Genomic DNA, 21,868 nt, shown 5'->3' on the forward strand with positions numbered 1-21,868 from the left:
CCCTCCCCCCCTCCCCCCCCGACACGCCTACCTCGACACGTCGGCCGCGCAAGTCATCGGCGCCAGTTGCGGCCACGTCGGCGATCTTGGTAGGAAATGGCCCCTATAGGGGCCGCTTGCTACCAAGATCTAGTCGGTGTACCGGGATGCGGACGGGGTTCCCGACCGGGATCTCGTCGCTAGGGTGTGGCCGCACGTGACGAGGAGGGACCGATGGCCTCGATCCAGGTACGACCCGCCGGGCCCGGCGACCACGCCGACCTCGCGGCCCTGCACGAGCGGGAGTGGGGCGGCCCGTACGTGGTGGTCCACGACACCCGCTACGACCTGCGGGAACTGCCCACTCTGGTGGCCGTGGACGGGGCGGGCGGCTTCGCCGGGGCGCTGGTGCACCGGCTCGCCGACAACGGCCTCGAAGTGGTCAGCCTGGCCGCCACGGCACCGGGCAACGGCGCCGGGAGCGCCCTCCTGGCCGCCGCCGAGGCGGTCGCCACGGCCGCCGGGGCGGGCCGGCTCTGGCTGGTCACCACCAACGACAATCTCCGGGCGCTCCGCTTCTACCAGCGCCGGGGGCTGCGGATCGTGGCGGTGGACCCGGGCGCGGTCGATCGGGCACGCGCGGCCAAACCGAGCATCCCGCGCCTGGGCGAGGACGACATCCCGCTCCACGACGAGCTGCGGCTGGAACGGCGGCTCACCGGGCGGGAGGTCCGGCCGTGACCGGCCCCGATGAAACGGCCTGGATCTCGCTGACGACCGACTACGGCCTGACCGACGGGTTCGTGGCGGCCTGCCACGGGGTGCTCGCCCGGCTCGCCCCGACCGCCCGGGTGATCGACGTGACCCACCTGGTGCCCCCGGCCGACGTACGCCGGGGCGCGGCCGTGCTCGCGCAGACCGTGCCGTACCTGCCGGTCGGGGTGCACGTGGCCGTGGTCGACCCGGGCGTCGGCACGACTCGGCGCGGTGTCGCCCTGGCCACCCCCGGCGGGCTGCTGGTGGGCCCGGACAACGGGCTGCTGCTGGACGCCGCCGCGGCCCTCGGCGGGATCACCGGCGCCGTGGAGCTGACCAATCCGGCCTGGCTCGCCCCGACGGTCTCCCGCACCTTCCACGGCCGGGACGTGTTCGCGCCGGTCGCCGCGCGGCTGGCGCTCGGCGCCCCGTTCGACGAGGCGGGCCGGGCCGTGGACCCCGCGACGCTGGTCCGGCTGCCGGAGCCGCTGGTCCGCACCGCCGACACGGGCTTCACGGCCGAGGTGCTGACCGTCGACCACTTCGGCAACGTCCAGCTGGCCGCGCCCGGCGCGCTGCTGGCCGGGCTGCCGGAGCGGGTACGGGTGGCCGGCCGGGCGGCGGTGCGCGGGCGCACCTTCGGCGACGCCCCGGCCGGCGGGCTGGTCGCGTACGTGGACTCGGCCGGGCTGGTGGCGCTGGCGGTCAACACCGGCCGCGCGGTCGACCTGCTGAGCGTGCGGCCGGGCGACGTGGTGACGGTGACCGGCGCCTGAACCGTGCGGATCCCGCGCGCCGAGGGAGGATGGAGGGGTGCCCGAAGGCGACACCGTCTGGAACACCGCCCGCGTCCTCCAGCGCGCCCTGGCCGGCGCCCGGCTCACCGGCTCCGACTTCCGTGTGCCGCAGCTCGCCGCGACCGACCTGACCGGCTGGACCGTGCGCGAGTCGGCCAGCCGGGGCAAGCACCTGCTGCTCCGGCTCACCGCACCGCCCGGGGCCACCGCGCGGGCCACACCCACGCCGGCCGAAGCCGGACAAACGGCCGCCGGGCGGGCCACACCCATTCCGGCCGCAGCCGGACAAACGGCCGCCGGGCGGGCCACACCCATTCCGGCCGCAGCCGGAGGAACCGACGCCGCGCCGGCCACACCCACGCCGGCCGGCGCGGGACGAACCGACGCCGCGGGAGGCGAGGCCGCCGGGTCGGCCGACGGCGGCGGGCGGGACTGGACGCTGCACTCGCACCTGCGGATGGACGGCGTCTGGCGGGCGTACGCCCCGGGCGAGCGGTGGTCGGCCCGCCCCGCGCACCTGATCCGGGTGGTGCTCCGCTCCCCCGGCGCGGTGGCGGTCGGCTACCACCTGCACGAGCTGGCCCTGATCCCGACCGCCGAGGAGGAGTCCCTGGTCGGCCACCTCGGCCCGGACCTGCTCGGCCCCGACTGGGACCCGGACGAGGCGGTGCGCCGGTTGTCCGCCCACCCGGACGAGACGATCGGCGAGGCGCTGCTGGACCAGCGGAACCTGGCCGGGGTGGGCAACCTCTACAAGTGCGAGGTGCTGTTCCTGCGCGGGGTCAACCCGTGGACGCCGGTCCGCGCGGTGGCCGACCTGCCGGGCACGGTCACCCTCGCGCAGCGGCTGCTCGCCGCCAACCGGGGCCGGTGGACGCAGAGCACCACCGGCTCGCTGCACCGGGGCCAGACCAGCTACGTCTACGGCCGGCGGGCCCAGCCGTGCCGGCGCTGCGGGACGGCGATCCGCAAGGAGGAGCTGGGCGAGCGGGTCACGTACTGGTGCCCGGTCTGCCAGCCGGACCGCTGAGCGGGACGGCGCGTGGAACTTCCACGAAACGCCCAAGATCGCCCGAGATAGGGACGATTGGGTAGTTCCCTCCCCTACCTTCGGCGTCGCATGCTGCGGTGGAGTGCTCACCGCTCGTCAGCAGCGCGTACGCCCGCCACGTCGGGGTGACGGCAGGCGCGCCCCGACCCCGGGGAGAGCCATGGTGCTGTTCCGCAGACTCCGGCCGGGATGGACGGACCGGTTCGCCCGGACCGCCGAGGACCACGCGCCGACCGTGCCCGCCGCCCGCGCCGCCGACGAGGACACCGGCCCCGCCCCGGCCACCCTCGACCCGGCCGCCGTGCCGCGCTGCTTCGGCCCGGTGCCGAACTTCGCCGCCAGCCCGCTGCCCGCGCTCGACGCCGACGGCCGGCCGCTGCCCGGCACCGGCATCCGCAAGTTCATCGACCCGCTGCCGGTGCCCGGCCCGCCGGCCACCGCCGGGCTGGGCGCCCGCCTGCCGGTCGCGGTCCCCGACACGATCACCTGGCCGGGCTGCGACTACTACGAGATCGGCCTCCAGGAGTACGCGCAGCGCCTGCACCGCGACCTGCCGGCCACCCGGCTGCGCGGCTACCGCCAGCTCAACCTGGGCACCGACGCGTCCGGCCACAACACGGTCGCGCCGCCCGACCGGCCCTGGCACCTCGGCCCGATGATCGTGGCCCGGCGCGGCCGGCCGGTGCGGGTCAAGTTCATCAACCAGCTGCCCACCGGTCAGGCCGGCGAGCTGTTCCTGCCGGTGGACGAGACGGTCGACGGCGCCGGCATCGGCCCGCTGGACGGGCCCGCGCCCTACCCGCAGAACCGGGCCGTGCCGCACCTGGCCGGGGCGCAGACCGGGTGGATCAGCGCCGGCAACCCGTGGCAGTGGGTCACCCCGGCCGGCGAGATCACCCCGTACCCGACGGGGGTGGGGGTGACCCCGGTGCCGGACATGCCGCCGCCCGGCGCGGGCGCCACCACGCTCTACTTCCCCAACGAGCAGAGCGGCCGGCTCATGTGGCTGCACGACAACACCCTCGGCCTGTCCCGGCTCACCGTCTACTCCGGGCAGCTCGCGCTCTACCTGCTCACCGACCCGGCCGAGGAGCGGCTGGTCGACGACGGGGTGCTCCCCGCCGACCAGCTCCCCCTGGTGATCGAGGACAAGACCTTCGTGCCGGACGACGCCCAGCTCGCCGCCCAGGATCCCACCTGGGACCGGGACCGCTGGGGTGCGAAGGGCAGCCTGTGGCACCCGCACGTCTACCAGCCCCGGCAGAACCCCTACCGGACCAGCGGCGGGAACCCGACCGGCCGCTGGGACTACGGCCCGTGGACGCACGACCCGGACGGCGGGGCCAGCCCCTGGGTCGCCCCGGTGCCGAACCCGCACCACGATCCCGTTGCCGAGCCGGACGAGCCGCCGCTCGCGCCGGGTGTGCCGCACCCGTCGGCCGTGCCCGAGGCGTACGGGGACACCCCGCTGGTCAACGGGGTGGCCTACCCGTTCCTGGAGGTCGCGCCGCGGGCGTACCGGTTCCGGATCCTCAACGCCTGCGCGGACCGGACGCTCAACCTCCAGCTCTACCGGGCCCGATCGGACTCACCGATGTGGACGGAGACCGGCACGGCCGGCGACCCGTTCGCCGGCGAGGTGCCGATGGTCGAGGCGGCCCGGGCCGCCGGGCGTCCGGCGCACTGGCCGGTGGACGGGCGCGACGGCGGGGTGCCGGACCCGGCCGCCGCCGGGCCGGAGCTGGTCCAGATCGGCAACGAGGGCGGCCTGCTGCCGGCCCCCGTGGTACTGCCCAACCGCCCGATCGGCTACCGGTACGACCGCCAGGACCCCACCGTGCTCAACGTGGACGGGCACACCCTGCTGCTCGCCCCCGGCGAGCGGGCCGACGTGGTGGTCGACTTCGCGGCGGTCCCGCCGGGCAGCACGCTGATCCTCTACAACGACTGCCCCGCGCCCCTGCCCCGGTTCGACCCCCGGTACGACCAGCACACCGACGCGCCGGACCGCACCGCCACCGGCGGCCTCCCCGCCGCGCGACCCGGCTACGGCCCGAACACCCGTACGCTGCTCCAGATCCGGGTGACCGGCACCCCGGCGGCGCCGTACGACCGGGAGCGGCTCGCCGCCCGGCTGCCCGCCGCGTACGCGGAGAGCCAGCGACCGCCGATCGTGCCGCAGCCGGCCTACGACGCGGCCTTCGGCACCCGCACGCCCGGCCCGACGCTGGTGCCGGCGCGCGCCACCTCGGTGACCTTCACCCCGGCCGGCGCGGCCGCCCCGGTCACCGTGCCGCTGGCGGTCAAGTCGGTCGGGCAGGTCTTCGAGTCCCGGCACGGCCGGGCGGTGGGGCGGCTCGGGGTCGGCCACCCGGTCGCCGGGCAGCGGACCCCGGCAACCCTGCCGCTCGGCCCGGTCGACCCGGCCACCGAGGTGCTGTACGTGACCGACCCGACCGTGCCGGTCGGCGCGCCGGCCGACGGCACCCAGCTGTGGCGGATCGTCGGCGACGCGCCCCGCACCCATCCGGTGCACATCGAGGGCTGCGACGTGCAGCTTGTCAACCGGGTCGGCTGGGACGGCAGCGTCCGCCCGCCGGACGCCAACGAGCTGGGCTGGAAGGACACCGTCCGGGTCAACCCGCGGGAGGACGTGATCGTGGCCCTGCGCCCGGTCCCGCCCAGCCTGCCCTTCAAGATCGGCGACAGCGTACGGCTGCTCGACCCGACCCGGCCGGCCGGCGCCCGGCTGGACGCCAGCCCGGTCAGCCCGGTCGACGGGCGGCCCGCCGTGGTCGTCAACCAACTGGTGAACCTGGGCTGGGAGTACCGCTGGCAGACCCGCTCGGCGGGGCTGCGCGACCAGGGCATGAGCCGGCCGCTGGTGCTGCGGGTGGCACCCAAGGCACCGACCGGGCTCACCGCCACCCCGGCGCCCGGCTCGGCCACCGCGCTGCCCGCCATCGCGCTGGCCTGGACGGGCAACGGCAGCCGACCGCCGGCCACCAGCCACCGGCTGCAACGCGCCACCGACGCGGCCTTCGCGGCCGGCCTCACCGAGATCACCGTGGCCGCCACCGCAACCCGCTACACCGACGCGACCGTCACCCCGGGGGTCACCTACCACTACCGGATCCGGGCCGAGAACGCCGTCAGCTGCTCGGCCTGGTCGAACAGCATCCCCGCCTCGGTGCAGCTGACCGCACCGGCGAAGCTGGCCGCCGTGGTGCCGCCGGCCGCGCCGCTGCGGGTCGCGCTGCGCTGGGCGAACCGCTCCTTCGCCACCGGGGTGGACCTGCAGCGGGCCACCAACCCGACGTTCACGAGCGGGCCGGGGACCACGGCCATCGCCGTGGGTGAGGCCCACCTCGACCCGGCGGTCGCCCCGGACACGACCTACTACTACCGGGTACGCACCACGTACCTCGGGGCGGCGTCACCCTGGTCGACGGTGGCCGCCGTGACCACGCCGCCCCGGCCCGGGGTGCCGACCGGGGTGCTCGCCACCGCCACCGCGCCCGCCCCGGACACCGCCACGGTGATCCTGAGCTGGTCGGCCAGCACGCCCACCGGCGCGGGCGCCGGTTTCGTGGTGCAACGCGCCACCGACGCCACCTTCACCCAGGACCTGGCCACGTTCAGCGTGACGGGCCGGGGCTTCACGAACACGGGCCTGGCCCGCGGCGTGACCTACCACTACCGCATCCGCTCGGCGAACGTGGTGGGCACCTCTCCCTGGACCACCCCCACCCAGGTCAGCACGCCCCCGTGACGGCCCGCCCGACCAGGGAGGGGTCAGGGGGTGCGGAGGGGGGTGTGGGTGGTGCGGAGTTCGGCGAGGGCGGACGCGACGCCGTGCAGCAGGTCGGTGGCCTCGGTGAGGCGGGTGGCCGAGGGGTCCTGGGTGCTCGGGTGGGCGTCCTCGGCCACGTAGCCCGCGGCGGCCACCACGAGCCGCTCGTACGCGGCCACCCCGCTCTCGAGCTGACCCACGAGGGTGGCGTGCGCCTCGGCGAGCGACCCGCGCGCCTCGGCGGGGGCGAGCTTCAGGGCCCGTTCCACGCCGGCCACCCGGTTGGCCAGGTCACGCAGGGAGCGGTCGGCCTCGGCCGCCTCACGGACCGCCGGCTCGGCCAGCCCGGTGAGCCGGCCGGCCAGCCCGGCCAGGGTCAGCGCGGCCCGGTCCAGCCGGGCCCACGCGTCGGCGGCGGTGGTGCCGCGCAGCGCGAAGCGGGAGCGGACGCGGCGTACCTCGGCGAGGACGCCGGGCCCCACGGGCAGCCGCTCGACGGCGGCGACCAGCCGGGCGCGGGAGCGGGCGGCGACCTCGGCCGGGTCGAGGGCCGGCGGGGCCGGCACGGCGGCGAGGGCGCGCAGGTCGACCCAGCGCCAGGCGGCGACGGCGATCGCGCTGCCCGCGGCGCCGGCCCAGGCCGCGTCGGGCAGGCCCAGCCCCGCGTACGGGGTCAGCACCGCGGCGGCGCCGCCCAGCCCGCCGGCCAGGACACTCCAGTGCCGGGCCGACCGGCGCAACCTGCGCAGCCGGCGGAAGTGCCGCGCCCGCTCGTCGACCATCGGTCTCCCCCGTCCCCTAGCTCGTGGTGCTCTCCCCGGTGCCGCGCTCCCGGCTCATGGTGGATCGGATCTCGTCGAGCCGGGCGGCGGCCGCCGGGTCGGCCGGCTGCCCCACCCCGGGCCGTTCCTGCCGGCCGCCGAGCTGCTCGCCGGCCATGCTCGACCGGATCTGCTCCAGTCTCGCCGACCCGGCCGAGTCGAGGGTCGCCTTCTGGATCTCCAGCATCCGGCCCTCGACGGAGTTGCCGGCCAGTTCGGCCCGGCCCATCGCGTCGGCGTAGCGGCGCTCGATCCGGTCGCGGACCTCGTTGAGCGACGGGGTGGTGCCGGGGGCGGTGAGCGCCGACATCGACTCCAGCGAGCGGGCCACGGTCTCCTGCATCTTGGCCTGCTCGAGCTGGCTGAGCAGCTTGGTGCGCTCGGCCAGCTTCTGCTGGAGGATCATCGAGTTGTTCTCGACCGCCTTGCGGGCCTGCGCGGCCGCGCCGAGCGCCTGGTCGTGCAGGGTCTTGAGGTCCTCCATCGCCTGCTCGGCGGAGACCAGCTGGCTGGCGAGGAGCTGTGCGGACTGCTCGTAGCGGCCCGCCTCGGTCTCGTCACCGCGGCCCCGGGCCTGGTCGGCCAGGACGAGGGCCTGCCGCGCGTTGGCCTGGAGCTGCTCGACCTCGGTCATCTGCCGGGACAGCTTCATCTCCAGCTGGCGCTGGTTGCCGATCACGGCGGCCGCCTGCTGGACCAGCGCCTGGTGCTGCCGCTGGGCCTCCTCGATCGCCTGCTGGATCTGCACCTTCGGATCGGCGTGCTCGTCGATCTTCGCGCCGAAGAGCGCCATCAGGTATTTCCAACCCTTGACGAACGGGTTCGCCATCTCCGCCTTGTCCCCTCAGTAGCGTCGCGTCGCCTCGGCCGGGGTCGACCCGCGGGCCGCGCGGTGTGCCTCCATGGTCCCAGTCGGACGCCAACCCGGCACCCCGTACGACCCTGATCAACACTACGACGCGGCCGCCACGGGCGACCACGGCGCGACGGGCGGAATCAGGCGGCGCAGACGACGTCCCGGTCCGCGGGGCGGACCCGGGTGGTGCGCAGCGTGGCCTTGAGGGGCGAGTCCTGGCGGACCTGGACGGCCACCGAACCGTCGGAGGTGACCTGGTGGACCCCCCGGTTGGTCGCCTTGCGCACGGCCGGCGGCGCGACCGGCGTCGGCTCGACCGGCTTGTCGGCGACGGGGACCAGCACCCCGGGCATCTGCTCGGCCAGCGCGACGGTGTCGCTGACCTCGCGGAGCAGCTCGGAGAGGCGGGCGCCGAGCGCGTCGCAGATCGCGGCCAGCAGCTCGCTGGAGGGCTCCTTGTGGCCGCGCTCGATCTCGGAGAGGTAACCGAGGCTCACGTTGGCGGCGGAGGAGACCTCGCGGAGGGTGCGGTGCTGCCCCTGCCGGCGCGCCCGCAGTGCGTCACCGATCACCCGGCGTAGCAGAACCATCGCACCTCCCCCTGAACGGGAACCACCATCTCCGGCCGGACGTGCCGCGCCGGGCGCGGCGGACCGCCCCGGCGCCGGCGTCGACCGCCGGAGCCTTCCCGCAACCGTACCCGTTGACCGCGCGGACGACATCCCACCCCGCCTCTCCAATCCTGCGGAACCGGACGCGGGGGCCGGTCGGCCACTCCGCACGCTCCGCACGCCGTCGGGCGTGTCGCGCGCCGGGCCGCTGCGGACCGGCCCACCGGCGCCGGACGGGCTCGCCGCCGCAGGAGGCCTCACCGCCGGCCGGCCTCCGCCCGGTCGGTGTCGTCCGCCTCGTCGGTCGACCGCGCCTCGTCGGCCTGGACGGCGGCGTGGATCTGCTCGGCGAGCAGACGCAGCGCCTCGATCACCGCGGCCGAGCGGATGTGGTCCCGGCCACCGTCGAGGCGCAGCTCACGGACCTCGGTGCCGCCGGGCCCGGCCGCCGCGACGTAGACGAGGCCGACCGGCTTGCCGTCCTGCGGCTCCGGCCCCGCCACGCCCGTGGTGGCCAGCCCCCAGTCGGCGCCGCAGCGCCGCCGCCCGCCCTCGGCCAGGGCGGCGGCCACGTCGGGATCGACCGGTCCGCGCTCGGCCAGCAGGTTCTCCGGTACGCCGGCCAGCTCCGACTTCAGCTCGGTGGCGTAGACCACCAGGCCGCCCCGGAAGATCCCGCTCACCCCGGCGATCTCCACGACTGCGGCGGAGAGCAGCCCGCCGGTCAGTGACTCGACGGTGGCCAGGGTCTCCTTGCGCTCGTGCAGGCTGTGCACCACGGAGGCCGCCGGGCTGCCGGCGGTCCGCTCGTGGTTCGCATCCGTGTCCATGCCGGCCCTCTCTTCCCGCCCCGCCGCGACCTACTCATCCTGCGTACGGATTCGCCGATCATGAGGTTATCGCCCGCGGCGCGCCGCCCGGGGTCAGCGGGCGGGGCGGCGCAGGCGCAGCGCCTGGGCGATGTAGTCGAAGCCGGTGACCACGGTGACCACCACGGCCGCGCCCATGATCCAGGGGCCGACCGGGGCCAGCGCGTCGGGCATCGGCCAGAGGTACCAGGTGATGGCCAGGATCTGAAGCGCCGTCTTGACCTTGCCGCCCCGGCTGGCCGCGATGACGCCGTGCCGGATCACCCAGAACCGCAGCGCGGTGATGCCCAGCTCGCGGGCGAGGATCACCACGGTCACCCACCAGGGCAGCCGGTCGTACCAGGAGAGCAGCACCAGGGCGGCGCCGGTGAGGGCCTTGTCGGCGATCGGGTCGGCCACCTTGCCGAGCGAGGTGACCAGGCCGAACCGGCGGGCGATCCAGCCGTCGACCAGGTCGGTGGCGGAGGCGACCACGAAGATCACGCAGGCCGCCATCCGCCAGCCGGCGTGGCTCATCGCCGAGGCGACCACCGTGACCGCGAAGACCGGGACCAGCACCAGCCGCACCGCGGTCAGCACGTTCGCCGCGTTGAGCAGCGGCACCGGCGACGCCACGGTCGACTCCGCTCCGGTCATGTCCGGCACCGCCCCACGTGGCTTCCCCGTTCCGTCCGGGCCCGCCGTCACCGTGCCGCGCCGGGCGCCGCCGAGATCATCTCATCCGGTACGGCGACCAGGTCGACTCCCTCGGTCGCGGTGACCGTGGCGCGGACCAGGTCGCCGGGGCGCAGCGCGGCCAGGTCCACCCCGCCACCCTGCGGGGCGACCAGCGTGGTCGAGCCGTCGACCTCGGGCGCCTGGTGGGCGGCCCGCCCCTCGATCACGCCGTCGGCGACCGAGTCGACCAGCACCTCCACGATCGAGCCGAGCCGCTCCTCGGCCCGCTGCGAGCAGAGCTCGTCGGCGAGCGCGGCGAGCCGGTCGTAGCGCCGCTTGATCGTCGCGGCGGAGACCTTTCCGGGCAGGCCGGCGGCCTCGGTGCCGTCCTCGTCGCTGTAGTCGAACACGCCGATCGCGTCGAGGCGCGCCTCGGTGAGGAAGCGGGTCAGCTCGGCCACGTCCTGGCGGGTCTCGCCGGGGAAGCCGACGATGAAGTTGCTCCGCGCGCCCGCCTCCGGGGCCAGCTCACGGGCGGAGGCGAGCAGCTCCAGGAACCGGTCGGTGGAGCCGAACCGGCGCATCCGGCGCAGCACCGGCTCGCTGGAGTGCTGGAACGACAGGTCGAAGTACGCGGCCACGCCCGGCGTCGTGGCGATCACCTCGACCAGGCCTGGCCGGGTCTCGGCGGGCTGGAGGTAGCTGGCCCGCACGCGCACGATGCCGTCGATCGCGGCGAGCTGCGGCAGCAGCTTCTCCAGCGCCCGCGGGTCGCCCAGGTCCTTGCCGTAGGAGGTGGAGTTCTCGCTGACCAGCACCAGCTCACGGACGCCGGTCTTGGCCAGCCACTCCGCCTCGGCGAGCAGTTCGTCCGGGGTACGCGAGACGAACGCCCCGCGGAACGCCGGGATGGCGCAGAACGCGCAGCGCCGGTCGCAGCCGCTGGCCAGCTTCAGCGAGGCCACCGGCCCGGTGTCGAGCCGGTGCCGCAGCACCTGCCGCAGGTGCGCCGGGGTGTGCTCGTCGGAGTCGGTGGCGACCCGGGTCGGGGTGCCGTGGCCGGGCAGCGACACCGCCGCCTCCCGGCGCTTGACCGGGGTGAGCGGCAGCAGCTCGCGCCGGTCGCGCGGGGTGTGCGCGTCCAGCGCCTCGCCGGCCACCACGGCGTCCAGCCGGGCCGCGATGTCCGGGTAGTCGTCGAAGCTGAGGACCGCCTGCGCCTCGGGGAGGCTGTCGGCCAGCTCGCGACCGTAGCGCTCGGCCATGCAGCCGGCGGCGACCACCTTGGCGCCGGTGTCGGCGGCGGCCAGCAGCGTCTGGATCGAGTCCTGCTTGGCCTTCTCCACGAAACCGCAGGTGTTCACCACCACCACGTCGGCGCCCTCGCCGTCGGTGGTCACCTGCCAGCCGTCGGCGTGCAGCCGGGCGGCCAACTCCTCCGAGTCGACCTCGTTACGGGCGCAGCCCAGGGTCAGCAGGGCGACGCGACGGCCGTCGGCGCCGGCAGCGGCAGAAGACGACGGCTCCGGGTCGCGGCGCGGCGTCAGACGCGCCGAGCTGGAGTCGTCGTAAGGGGAGGTGGCAGACACCATCCGAGGGTACCGGGCCGCGCCGGGAACCCCACGGCGGCGGGCCGCGGGCATCGGCCGGCTCACACCGAGCCGCGGGTCAGCGGGCGGCCGCGCCGACCCGGGCCAGCCGGTCCAGGAGGAAGACCTCCGTGCCGGCCAGGCCGGTGGAGCAGAAGACCGAGATCTGGTCCGCGCCGGTCCGGCCCGGGACCGCCCCGGCCAGCACCGCGCCCAGGTCGCGCAGCCGGTCCGCGTACGGGTCGACGGCGGCGAGCATCGGCGGGGCGTACGCGGCCGCCTGCGCGGGCGAGTCGGTGACCAGCAGGTCGGCGGCCTCCAGCAGGTCGGGGCCGAACTCGTGCCGGTCGACCTGCTTGAAGCCCACCGTGTTCACATGGGTGCCGGGGGCCAGGTCGGCGGCGTCCAGCACCGGGCAGGTGCTGGTGGTGGCGAGCACCACGAGGTCCCGGTCGCGCACCGCCGCGGCGGCCGAGTCGACCGGGCGGGCCGGCACGCCCAGTTCGGCCCGGACCCGGGCGGCGAACGCCTCGCGCCGGGCTGCCGAGCGGCTGTGCACGGTCACCTCGCGCAGCGGCCGGACCGCGGCGGCGGCCCAGACCTGGGTCCACGCCTGGCGGCCGGAGCCCACCACGCCGAGGGTGGCCGCGTCGGGGCGGGCCAGCGCGTCCACGGCCACCCCGCCGAGCCCCCCGGTGCGCCGCGAGCCCAGCTCCTCGCCGACGGCGATGGCGCGTACCGCCCCGGTGGCGGCGTCGTGCAGCACCACGAGCTGCCCGCTCTCCGGGTGCCCGAACGTGTCGTACGAGCGGAAGCCGTACCACTCGCCGGTGAGGTGCCCGGCCGTGAGGACCATCCGGCCGCCGCCGAGCGGGGCGGACGCCCGGGGCGGGGCGATGAGCCGTCCCTCGTACGCGGCCAGCAGCGCGTCCCGCATGGCGGCGACGGTGAGCGGGGCGTCCACGGCGGCGGCGACGTCCTCGTCGGAGAAGAGCACGGTCATGCCGACCATCCTGCAACCTGAAGTTCGCGTTAACTCCAGCGATGGTGGGGTTTGTCACCGCATCGGACCGCCGGCCCCGGCGGTGCTAGCGTCGGATCCGGCGGCCCCGTGCCGCCCCGGACGAGTGGTGGGCGTACCCGGTCAGGCCAAGACGCCCCGTGTGACCGCCCGTCCCGGCCCCGGTGGCCGGGCCCGTCCCGTCAGAGGTGACCCATGGCCTGGCTCGTGCTGGTGCTCTCCGGACTGCTGGAAACCGGGTGGGCGATCGCCCTCGACCGCAGCGCCGGCTTCACCCGCCCACTCCCCTCCCTGGTCTTCGCCGTCTCGCTGGTGGCCAGCATGGCCGGCCTGGCGTACGCGCTGCGCGACATCCCGGTCGGCACCGGCTACGCGGTGTGGGTGGGCATCGGTGCGGTCGGCACCGCGCTGGTCGGCATGCTGGCGCTGGGCGAGTCGGCCAGCCTCCCCCGGATCGGCTGCCTGCTGCTGGTGGTGGCCGGCGTGGTCGGCCTCAAGCTCTTCCACTGACCGACCCGCCGACGTCCCGTTTGGACGGCGTGCCGCCCGGGGTATCCCCTCCTCGCTTCACCCGAGAGGAAACCCACCGACGGAGGACATCATGGCCGACATGCCCGCCAGCACCCGACCCCGCAGCAACGCCGCCCGGATCTGCACGATCCTCGGTTTCGTCTTCGCCGTCATCGCCATCTTCGTGCCGTTCCTCGGCCTCGTCGGGCTGATCCTCGGCATCGTCGGCGCGGTGCTCGGCGACAAGCCGCTCGGCTGGTACGCCGCCGTGGCGAGCGTCGTCGGCGCCGTTCTCGGCATGGTGATCGCCGCCGCGATCCTGAATTCCTGACGGCCGCCAGCGCGACGAGGGCCCCGCCGGATTCCGGCGGGGCCCTCGTCGTGGCACCGGGCCTATTCCTCGCCGCCGCGCAGGCCGGCCAGGACCTCCTCCAGCTCGTCCGGCTTGACCAGCACCTCGCGGGCCTTGGACCCCTCGGAGGGGCCGACCACGCCGCGGGTCTCCATGAGGTCCATGAGGCGCCCCGCCTTGGCGAAGCCGACCCGCAGCTTGCGCTGGAGCATCGAGGTCGAGCCGAACTGCGAGGTCACCACCAGCTCCACCGCCTGCACCAGCAGGTCCAGGTCGTCGCCGATGTCCTCGTCGATCTTCTTCTTGCTGTCCTGCGCGGGGGCGAGCACGTCCGGCCGGAACTCCGGCTCACGCTGGTCCTTGCAGAACTTCACCACGTCGTGGATCTCGCGCTCGGTCACCCAGGCGCCCTGGATGCGCAGCGGCTTCGACGCGCCCATCGGCAGGAACAGCCCGTCGCCGCGGCCCAGCAGCTTCTCGGCGCCGGGCTGGTCGAGGATGACCCGGGAGTCGGCCAGCGAGGAGGTGGCGAAGGCCAGCCGGGACGGCACGTTCGCCTTGATGAGGCCGGTGACCACGTCGACCGAGGGACGCTGGGTGGCCAGCACCAGGTGGATCCCGGCGGCCCGGGCCAGCTGGGTGATCCGGACGATGGAGTCCTCCACGTCGCGCGGCGCGACCATCATGAGGTCGGCCAGCTCGTCGACGATCACCAGCAGGTACGGGTAGGGCCGCATCTCCCGCTCGCTGCCCGGCGGCGCCTTGATCTCGCCGTTGCGCACCTTGCGGTTGAAGTCGTCGATGTGCCGGACCCCGTTGGCGGCGAGGTCGTCGTAGCGCATGTCCATCTCGCGGACGACCCACTCCAGCGAGTCGGCCGCCTTCTTCGGGTTGGTCACGATCGGGGTGACCAGGTGCGGGATGCCCTCGTAGCCGGTCATCTCGACCCGCTTCGGGTCGATCAGCAGCAGCCGCACCTCGTCCGGGGTGGCCCGGGTGAGGACGGACACCAGCAGCGAGTTCAGACAGGACGACTTGCCCGCGCCGGTCGCGCCCGCGATGAGGATGTGCGGCATCTTGGCCAGGTTGGCCACCACGTAGCCGCCCTCGATGTCCTTGCCGAGCGCCACCACCATCGGGTGGTGGTCGCTGGTGGCGGCCCGCGACCGCAGGACGTCGCCGAGCGCCACGTTCTCCGGGTCGGTGTTCGGGATCTCCACGCCCACCGCGCTCTTGCCCGGGATCGGGCTGAGGATCCGCACGTCCGGCGACTTCACGGCGTAGGCGATGTTGCGGGAGAGCTGGGTGATCCGCTCGACCTTGACGCCCGGCCCCAGCTCGACCTCGTAACGGGTGACCGTCGGGCCGCGGGTGAAGCCGGTGACCGCGGCGTCCACGTCGAACTGCTCGAAGACGCCGGTCAGCGCGGCGATCACCTCGTCGTTGGCCTTGCTCCGGGTCTTCGGCGCGGCCCCGCTGCCCAGCATGTTGGCCGGCGGCAGCGTGTAGTCGCCGGCCAGCCCGGTGAGCGCGAGCTGCTCGGCGCGCGTGGGCAGCGGAGAGTGCTCCGGCGGCTCGACCGGCTTGCGGCTGGCCGGCACCTTCTTGCGCGGCAGCACCAGGGTGTCCTGGAGGTCGACGCCGTCGAGCTCGTCGTCCGGGTCCAGCGGGTCCAGCGGCGGCGGGAGGCGCTTGGCCGCCCGCTTGCGGGCCGGCTTCGCCGCCGCCTCGGCCTCGGCCCCGGCCTCCTCGGCGTCGGGCGGCGGGACCAGGCCGGCGCGCAGCCCGAGCCGCTCCGGGATCTTGTTGATCGGTGTCGCGGTGATGACCAGCAGCCCGAAGACCAGCAGCAGGAGCAGCAGCGGCATGGCCACCCAGGCGGTGACCGCCGACTTGAGCAGATCACCCACCCCGGCGCCCAGCAGGCCGCCCGCGTAGTCGCGCTGAACCTCGTCGACCGGGTCCTGTCCGATGTGCAGCATGGCCGCCGTGGCCAGCAGCATGGAGCCCCAGCCGACCAGGCCGCGCCCCCGGTGCTCGGGATCGGCCGGGGTGCGCATGAGCCGCCAGGCGCCCACCATGAGCAGCACCGGCACCACGATGGCGATCGCGCCGACGAAGAGGCGGGCGGTGTCCGCGAGGTGCCGGCCCACCGGCCCCGCGCCGCCGGACCAGATGCCCACGGCGCTGAGGATGGCCAGGCCGAACAGGAGCAGCCCGGCACCGTCGCGGCGGTGCTCCGGGTCCAGCTGGCGGGTGGTGGCGGCCTGCCGACCGGCGGCCCGGAACGCCCAGCCCACGCTGTGCGCCAGCCCCATCCACAGCGCGCCCACCGCCCGGCCCACGAACGCCGCCGGGCTCGGCCCGCGCGCCGGGCGCCGCCGGGGGGCCGCCCGGGTGGCCTTCTTGGCCGGCTGGCGGGCGCGACTGTTCGTGGTCCCGCGCGGCGACGCGCCGCGCCGCCGGCTCGCCTGAGAGGTACGGCCCGCCATAGAGTCACCGTAACGGCGGGACCCGGCAGATCGCCGCTTTTCCGGGTCGTGTCCGCGCGTCGCGGCACGGATCCGCCGCCGTTTGTGTTATTCGCCTCAGAAGGGATGCCCTCATGGCGTCGCCGGAGATCGAGGACGGTCCGGACGGCCCCCTGGCCGGACACCCGCAGACGCTGCGACCGCTGACCCGCGAGCTGGTCGCCGCCGTGCTGGCCAACCGGGGGTACGCGGTGGCCGAGGACACCGACGGCGACCTGGTCGGCCGGTGGGGCGACAGTCTCATCTGGTTCTACCGGCGCGGCACCGCCGGGGAGCTGCTCCAGGTGCGCACCGTCGCGGCACACCGCTTCGGCATCGAGCGGGTGCCGGACCTGCACGCCTTCTGCAACGCCTGGAACCACGACCGGCTCTGGCCCAAGGCGTTCGTGCACGTCGCGGACGACGGGCTGGCCCAGGTCTGCGGCGAGGTGACCACCGACCTGGAACGCGGGGTCACCCCGCACCAGCTCGACCAGCTCGTCGACTGCGGCGTCACCACCGGCTGCCAGCTCGCCGCCGCCGTGGCGGACCTGCCCGGCGGGACGCTGCGATGACCACGTTCCGGGACCGGGGGCTGGCGGACGCGCTCGCCGACGCCCGGGACCTGCCCGACGGCGAGGCCCGCTGCGCCGAGCTGGAACGGATCGCCGCCCGGGCGGACGCCACGGGCGATCCGCGCACGGCGCTGGCGGCGCGGTTCGCGCTGGTCGAGGCGTACCTGCAGCTGGGCGAGCGGTGGCGGATGGTGGAGCCGGTGCGCCGGTGTGTGGCCACGGTGGACCGGCAGCCGGAGCTGCTCGACGGCCGGCCCGGCGAGACCGAGCGGCTGCGCCGGCACCAGCGGCAGGCCGTGGAGTCGCTGTTCGGCACGCCCCGGGTGCCCCTGGACCACGCCCGCTCCCTCCTTGACGATCTGGCCGACCGGCTGGGCCCGCACGCCGGCCCGGTGGCCGAGCTGCGCTGCCGGCTCGCCGACCACCTCGGCGACGAGCCGGCGGCCCGCCACGAGTACGACCACTGGTCCGCCGCCGACGCGTCCCACCCGGTCGCCGGCTGTCCCGGCTGCGCCCCGGCCCGCCGCGCCGAGCTGCTGGCCGGCTGGGGCGAGCCGGCGGCCGCGCTGGCCGCGCTGGGGCCGGCGCTCGACGGCGAGCCGGGCTGCACCGACCAGCCGGAGCGGGCCCTCGCCGCGGGGCTGCTGCCCTGGCTGCGCACCGGCGAGGCGGCGCGCGCCGCGCGGGCGCACGTGCGGGCGTACCGGCGGCACCGCCGCGAGCGGGCCGCGTTCCCGCAGCTCGCCGCGCACCTGCGGTTCTGCGCGCTGGGCGGGCACCTGGCGCACGGGCTGGACGTGCTGGCCGAGCAGCTGCCCCGGTTGGACCACCCGGTCGACGACCTGTCCGCCATGGAGTTCGCCACCGCCGGCGCGCTACTCTGCGGGCTGGCCGTCGAGAACGGCCTCGGCGAGCGGCGGATCCATCGCCCCGGGCACGGGCCCCGGCCGGCCGCCGACGTGGACGTGGCGACGCTCGCCGGCCAGCTCCAGTCCCTCGCCACCACGCTGGCCGGCAGCTTCGACGCCCGCAACGGCACCGGCCACCAGTCCGGCCGGATCGCGTCCTGGCTGGCCGAGCGGCCGGTCGCCGAGCCGGTGCCGCTGCCCGCCGAGGACGAGATCCCCGACGACGACGCGACCGAGCCCGGGCCGCCCGGCGAGGAGGAGCCCGCCCCGCTGAGCCTGCGCATGCTCACGGCCGCCCTCGACGCGCGCGGCGACGCGTACCGGGTGGAGCCCGACGGCACCGTGGTGGGGCGCTGGGGCGAGGCGGTCGTCCAGTTCCGCCGGCTCGGGCCGCAGGGCGAGGTGCTGCACGCCCGGGCCGTGGCGCTGCGCCGGCTGCCGGCCGACCGCCGCGCCGAGGCGTACGCGTTCTGCAACGCCTGGAACCACGACCGGCTGCTGCCGGCGGCGTACGTGCACGACCCGGGCGACGGGACGCTGCTGCTGGCCGCCGACGTCACCACCGACCTGGCGTACGGGGTGGCCCGGGCGCAGCTCGTCGTGCTGGTCACGGCGGCGGTCAGCACCGGGGCCGCGTTCGCCGAGGCGGTCGCCGCACTGCCGTGAGCCCGGACCCCGGACGTGGCGCGGCCCCCGGCCACCGGGCGGTGGTGGACGGGGGCCGCGGTCCGGTGCCGCCGGGAGCCGACCCGGCGGCGGCTCAGCGGGCGGAGAACGCCAGGGTGTACTCGCCGGAGCCGGCCAGCCCGACCACCCGGTAGCGGTAGGCGCCGGCCGGAGTGTCGGCGGTCAGCCGGGCGAGCCCGTCGGCGCTGTCGGCGCGGGCCACGGTGCGGAACGCGCTGCCGGTGAAGCGTTGCAGCTCCAGCACGACCCGGGCGCCCGCCGGCGCGGACACGCACGCCTCCTGCGCGCCGCCGGACACCCGGAAGAAGCGGCCGTCCGGCTGGACCTGTGCCCGCCCGGCGGCGATCCGGCCGGTCCGGCTCACCTGCCCGGTGCAGTCCGTCGCGTCGCCGGCCGGCGGGGTGGCCGGCGCGGTGCTCACGGGCGGCGCGGTGGCCCCGCCGCCGGCCGGCGGCGCGGAGGACCGGCCGTCCGCGGTGACCAGGGTCAGGTTGTTGCGCTGGAGGATCTCGTTGACCGGCTGGAAGAAGGTCACGCCTCCTTGCGTGCAGTCGCCGGAGCCGCCGGAGGTGACGCCCTGCGCCTGATCGCCGGAGAGCCAGGCGCCGCCCGAGTCGCCCGGCTCGGCGCAGACGTTCGTCCGGGTCAGGCCGGTGACCGTCCCCTCCGGATAGTTCACCGTGGCGTTCTTGGCCTGGATGACCCCGCAGCGGGTGCCGGTGGTCGAGCCGGAGCGGCACACCGAGGCGCCGACCGGGGCCTCGGTGGAGCCGTTCACCGGCACCGTGCCGCCGTTGAAGTCGTTCACCACGCCCTGCGGCGTCCACTGCCCGTTGACCTCGACGACGGCCCAGTCGTCCCCGGGGAACGAGGAGGCGGCGAAGGTGCCCTGGGCGACCCGGTTCGCGCCCGCGGTCCGGTCCCCCGGCCGGCCGCAGTGCCCCGCCGTGACGAAGCCGCCGACCACCGAGAAGCCGACCGAGCAGCGCCCGGCGTTGTTGATGAAGTACGCGTCGCCGCCCCGCACGTCGAACAGCGGGCGGGGCGCCTCGTCGGCGGTCCGCACCCGGACCGCGCCCGCGGCCACGCCGCTGGCCTCGGCGAACCGGCGACCGGCCGCCTCCGCGCCGGGCTGGGCGACCACCACGACCGAGTTGGTGGCCACGTCGACGTACCAGCCCGCGACGTCCGGGGTGGCCTCGCCGCCGGCCGCGTCGAGGCGGGTCTTCACGGCGTCGAGTTCGGCGACCCCGCGGTCGACCCGCCTCGGCACCGCGCCCGCGGCGGTCACCCGGGCCGCCTGCGCGGGATCCGCCACCGCCACGTTCAGGGTCGTGCCGTCGGCGCCGAGCCAGCTGCCGCCGTAGTCGGCGCCCAGTTCCCCGCGGAGTTTCGCGACCGTGCCGGACGCCCACCGCTCGGTCTTCAGCCGTCGCACCGCCTGGTCCCGGGTGAGCGCGAGGTCGCGGCTCAGCGCGTCGAGCACCTCGGGCGCCACCCCGTCGGACGCCGCCGGTGCGGTCCGCCGGGTCGTCGGGTTCTCGCCGGCGAACGACGGCAGGGTCACCGCCGCCGCCGTGCCCGCCGCGGCCACCAGTACGGCGATGGCTGTCATCCGTCTGCGGTCCATCCGCCACGCTCCTCCCGGCCGGCGCGGGTACGCCTGCCGGAGCGGAGTACGGAGACGGGCGCCGATCGGTTGAACGCGCGTGGTCACCATCGACGGAACGCGTCGGGGCGTACCCGGAGAGCGACGACGCCGGCCCACCGCGGACGGTGGACCGGCGTGCGGAGTCGCGGTGCGTCAGACCTCGACGACCGTCGGGACGATCATCGGGCGACGGCGGTACGCGTCGTTGACCCAGCGCCCGACGGTGCGCCGGACGATCTGCTGGAGCTGGTGCGGGTCGGTGATGCCGTCCGCGGCGGCCCGGTTCAGCGCCTCGGTGACCAGCGGGACCACCGGGTTGAACGCCTCCGGGTCCTCCGAGAAGCCCTTCGCCGAGACGGTCGGCCCGCCGACCACCTTGCCGGTGACCGAGTCGATCACGACGGTGGTGGCGATGAAGCCGCCGTCGCCGAGGATCCGGCGCTCGGTGAGCAGTGACTCGCTGACGTCGCCGACCGCGAGGCCGTCGACGTAGACGTAGCGGCTCTTCACGTGGCCGACGAGACTGGCCCGGCCGTCGACCAGGTCGACCACGTCGCCGTCCTCGCAGAGCACGACCCGGTCCGGCGCGACGCCGGACTCGATGCCGAGCCGGGCGTGCGCCCGCAGGTGCCGCCACTCGCCGTGCACCGGCATGAGGTTGCTCGGCCGGGTGACGTTGAGCAGGTAGAGCAGCTCGCCGGCCGGGGCGTGACCGGAGACGTGCACCTTGGCCACGTCCTTGTGGATCACGGTCGCGCCGGCCCGGGCCAGCCGGTTGATCACCCGGTAGACCGAGGTCTCGTTGCCCGGGACCAGCGAGGAGGCGAGCACCACGGTGTCACCCGGGGCGATGGTGATGTGCCGGTGGTCGCCGCTGGCCATCCGGCCCAGCGCGCTCATCGGCTCGCCCTGCGAGCCGGTGGACATCAGCACGATCTGCTCGGGCGGCAGCGTGGTGGCCTCCTCCAGCCCGACCACCAGGCCCGGCGGGATGTTGAGCAGGCCCAGGTCGCGGGCGATGCCCATGTTGCGCACCATCGACCGGCCGATCAGCGCCACCTTGCGGCCGTGCTCGATCGCCGAGTCGAAGACCTGCTGCACCCGGTGCACGTGGGAGGCGAACGAGGCGACGATGATCCGGCCGCGCGCCTTCGCGAAGATCGAGTCGAGCACCGGCCCGATCTCCCGCTCCGGGGTGACGAAGCCGGGGATCTCCGCGTTGGTGGAGTCGGAGAGCAGCAGGTCCACGCCCTCGGCGCCGAGCCGGGCGAAGCCGGCCAGGTCGGTGATGCGGCCGTCGAGCGGGAGCTGGTCCATCTTGAAGTCGCCGGTGTGCAGCACCAGGCCGGCGCCGGTGCGGATGGCCACCGCCAGCGCGTCCGGGATCGAGTGGTTCACCGCGAAGAACTCGCACTCGAACGGGCCGAGCCGCTCGCGCCGGCCCTCGGCGACCGTCAGTGTGTACGGCTGGATCCGCCGCTCGGCCAGCTTCGCCTCGACCAGCGCCAGGGTGAACTGCGAGCCGACCAGCGGGATGTCCGGCTTGTGGGCGAGCAGGTACGGCACCGCGCCGATGTGGTCCTCGTGGCCGTGGGTGAGCACGATCGCCTGCACGTCGCCGAGCCGGTCCAGGATCGGACCGAAGTCGGGCAGGATCAGATCCACACCCGGCTGCTCGACGTCGGGGAAGAGCACCCCGCAGTCGACGATCAGCAGCTTGCCGTCGTACTCGAAGACCGTCATGTTCCGGCCGATGGCGCCGAGTCCGCCGAGCGGGATGATCCGCAGGCCGCCCTCCGGCAGCGGCGGGGGCAGCTCACCCTCGATGTGCGCCTCGGTCACGCGTCACCTCATTCTGCGACGCCGTCGTGCGGC

At 75.5% G+C, this 21,868-nt stretch carries 18 protein-coding genes and 1 riboswitch; of the genes, 8 read left to right on the plus strand and 10 right to left on the minus strand.

Features of this window, described 5'->3' with window-relative positions; translation table 11 throughout:
• Positions 1 to 213 precede the first annotated feature (213 nt).
• The 4 genes from GA0070214_RS24115 (at position 214) to GA0070214_RS24135 (ending at position 6,355) form a co-directional block, all read left to right on the plus strand.
• Positions 214 to 720, plus strand: coding sequence for a GNAT family N-acetyltransferase (locus tag GA0070214_RS24115; RefSeq protein ID WP_091268446.1), 507 nt, complete (start codon positions 214 to 216; stop codon positions 718 to 720).
• The gene (locus GA0070214_RS24120) at positions 717 to 1,511 is read left to right on the plus strand and encodes an SAM hydrolase/SAM-dependent halogenase family protein (protein ID WP_091268449.1); all 795 of its coding nucleotides are present in this window, start codon (positions 717 to 719) and stop codon (positions 1,509 to 1,511) included. The genes GA0070214_RS24115 and GA0070214_RS24120 overlap by 4 nt, the downstream gene beginning before the upstream one ends.
• A 37-nt stretch (positions 1,512 to 1,548) precedes the next feature.
• Positions 1,549 to 2,562 (plus strand): zinc finger domain-containing protein, encoded by a 1,014-nt coding sequence (locus tag GA0070214_RS32610; RefSeq protein WP_244167833.1) that lies wholly within the window; start codon positions 1,549 to 1,551, stop codon positions 2,560 to 2,562.
• A gap of 181 nt (positions 2,563 to 2,743) precedes the next feature.
• Complete coding sequence (locus GA0070214_RS24135) at positions 2,744 to 6,355, plus strand: multicopper oxidase domain-containing protein (RefSeq protein WP_091268451.1); 3,612 nt, start codon at positions 2,744 to 2,746, stop codon at positions 6,353 to 6,355.
• A 23-nt stretch (positions 6,356 to 6,378) separates the two neighbouring features.
• Here GA0070214_RS24135 and pspM read toward each other — a convergent pair whose 3' ends face one another.
• The 7 genes from pspM to GA0070214_RS24170 form a co-directional block, all read right to left on the minus strand.
• The gene (gene pspM, locus GA0070214_RS24140) at positions 6,379 to 7,158 is read right to left on the minus strand and encodes a phage shock envelope stress response protein PspM (protein ID WP_091268454.1); all 780 of its coding nucleotides are present in this window, start codon (positions 7,156 to 7,158) and stop codon (positions 6,379 to 6,381) included.
• A 16-nt stretch (positions 7,159 to 7,174) separates the two neighbouring features.
• Positions 7,175 to 8,026, minus strand: coding sequence for a PspA/IM30 family protein (locus GA0070214_RS24145; RefSeq protein ID WP_091268456.1), 852 nt, complete (start codon positions 8,024 to 8,026; stop codon positions 7,175 to 7,177).
• Positions 8,027 to 8,193: 167 nt separating this feature from the next.
• Positions 8,194 to 8,643, minus strand: coding sequence for a helix-turn-helix domain-containing protein (locus GA0070214_RS24150; protein ID WP_091268458.1), 450 nt, complete (start codon positions 8,641 to 8,643; stop codon positions 8,194 to 8,196).
• Positions 8,644 to 8,921: 278 nt separating this feature from the next.
• Positions 8,922 to 9,494 carry a CinA family protein gene (locus GA0070214_RS24155; RefSeq protein ID WP_091268461.1) on the minus strand — a complete coding sequence of 191 codons (573 nt, stop codon included), beginning with the start codon at positions 9,492 to 9,494 and terminating at the stop codon, positions 8,922 to 8,924.
• 93 nt (positions 9,495 to 9,587) lie between these two features.
• Positions 9,588 to 10,169: a CDP-diacylglycerol--glycerol-3-phosphate 3-phosphatidyltransferase gene (gene pgsA / locus GA0070214_RS24160; protein ID WP_167364331.1), complete on the minus strand. Its 582-nt coding sequence runs from the start codon at positions 10,167 to 10,169 to the stop codon at positions 9,588 to 9,590.
• A gap of 47 nt (positions 10,170 to 10,216) precedes the next feature.
• A complete protein-coding gene (gene rimO, locus GA0070214_RS24165) occupies positions 10,217 to 11,782 on the minus strand; it encodes a 30S ribosomal protein S12 methylthiotransferase RimO (RefSeq protein ID WP_377462484.1) in 1,566 nt (521 codons plus the stop codon).
• 76 nt (positions 11,783 to 11,858) lie between these two features.
• Positions 11,859 to 12,782: an ornithine cyclodeaminase family protein gene (locus tag GA0070214_RS24170; RefSeq protein WP_167364332.1), complete on the minus strand. Its 924-nt coding sequence runs from the start codon at positions 12,780 to 12,782 to the stop codon at positions 11,859 to 11,861.
• Positions 12,783 to 12,877: 95 nt separating this feature from the next.
• Positions 12,878 to 12,943: riboswitch (guanidine-III (ykkC-III) riboswitch) on the plus strand.
• Positions 12,944 to 12,995: 52 nt separating this feature from the next.
• Here GA0070214_RS24170 and GA0070214_RS24175 point away from each other — a divergent pair.
• A complete protein-coding gene (locus GA0070214_RS24175) occupies positions 12,996 to 13,310 on the plus strand; it encodes a DMT family transporter (protein WP_091268468.1) in 315 nt (104 codons plus the stop codon).
• Between the two features lie 91 nt (positions 13,311 to 13,401).
• Complete coding sequence (locus GA0070214_RS24180) at positions 13,402 to 13,641, plus strand: hypothetical protein (protein WP_091268469.1); 240 nt, start codon at positions 13,402 to 13,404, stop codon at positions 13,639 to 13,641.
• 62 nt (positions 13,642 to 13,703) lie between these two features.
• Here GA0070214_RS24180 and GA0070214_RS24185 read toward each other — a convergent pair whose 3' ends face one another.
• Complete coding sequence (locus GA0070214_RS24185) at positions 13,704 to 16,154, minus strand: DNA translocase FtsK (RefSeq protein WP_091268471.1); 2,451 nt, start codon at positions 16,152 to 16,154, stop codon at positions 13,704 to 13,706.
• 113 nt (positions 16,155 to 16,267) lie between these two features.
• Here GA0070214_RS24185 and GA0070214_RS24190 point away from each other — a divergent pair, with 113 nt between their 5' ends.
• Both GA0070214_RS24190 and GA0070214_RS24195 read left to right on the plus strand, forming a co-directional pair.
• Positions 16,268 to 16,747 carry a type III secretion system chaperone family protein gene (locus GA0070214_RS24190; RefSeq protein WP_091268473.1) on the plus strand — a complete coding sequence of 160 codons (480 nt, stop codon included), beginning with the start codon at positions 16,268 to 16,270 and terminating at the stop codon, positions 16,745 to 16,747.
• Positions 16,744 to 18,321 (plus strand): type III secretion system chaperone family protein, encoded by a 1,578-nt coding sequence (locus tag GA0070214_RS24195; protein ID WP_091268475.1) that lies wholly within the window; start codon positions 16,744 to 16,746, stop codon positions 18,319 to 18,321. Before GA0070214_RS24190 ends, GA0070214_RS24195 begins: the two co-directional genes overlap by 4 nt.
• 94 nt (positions 18,322 to 18,415) lie before the next feature.
• Here GA0070214_RS24195 and GA0070214_RS24200 read toward each other — a convergent pair whose 3' ends face one another.
• Together GA0070214_RS24200 and GA0070214_RS24205 are read right to left on the minus strand one after the other, a co-directional pair.
• Complete coding sequence (locus tag GA0070214_RS24200) at positions 18,416 to 19,972, minus strand: S1 family peptidase (RefSeq protein WP_091268477.1); 1,557 nt, start codon at positions 19,970 to 19,972, stop codon at positions 18,416 to 18,418.
• A 174-nt stretch (positions 19,973 to 20,146) separates the two neighbouring features.
• The gene (locus tag GA0070214_RS24205; RefSeq protein WP_091268479.1) at positions 20,147 to 21,835 is read right to left on the minus strand and encodes a ribonuclease J; all 1,689 of its coding nucleotides are present in this window, start codon (positions 21,833 to 21,835) and stop codon (positions 20,147 to 20,149) included.
• Between the last annotated feature and the right edge of the window lie 33 nt (positions 21,836 to 21,868).

The sequence above is a fragment of the Micromonospora chaiyaphumensis genome (assembly GCF_900091435.1).
GTDB classification, from domain to species: Bacteria; Actinomycetota; Actinomycetes; order Mycobacteriales; family Micromonosporaceae; genus Micromonospora; species Micromonospora chaiyaphumensis.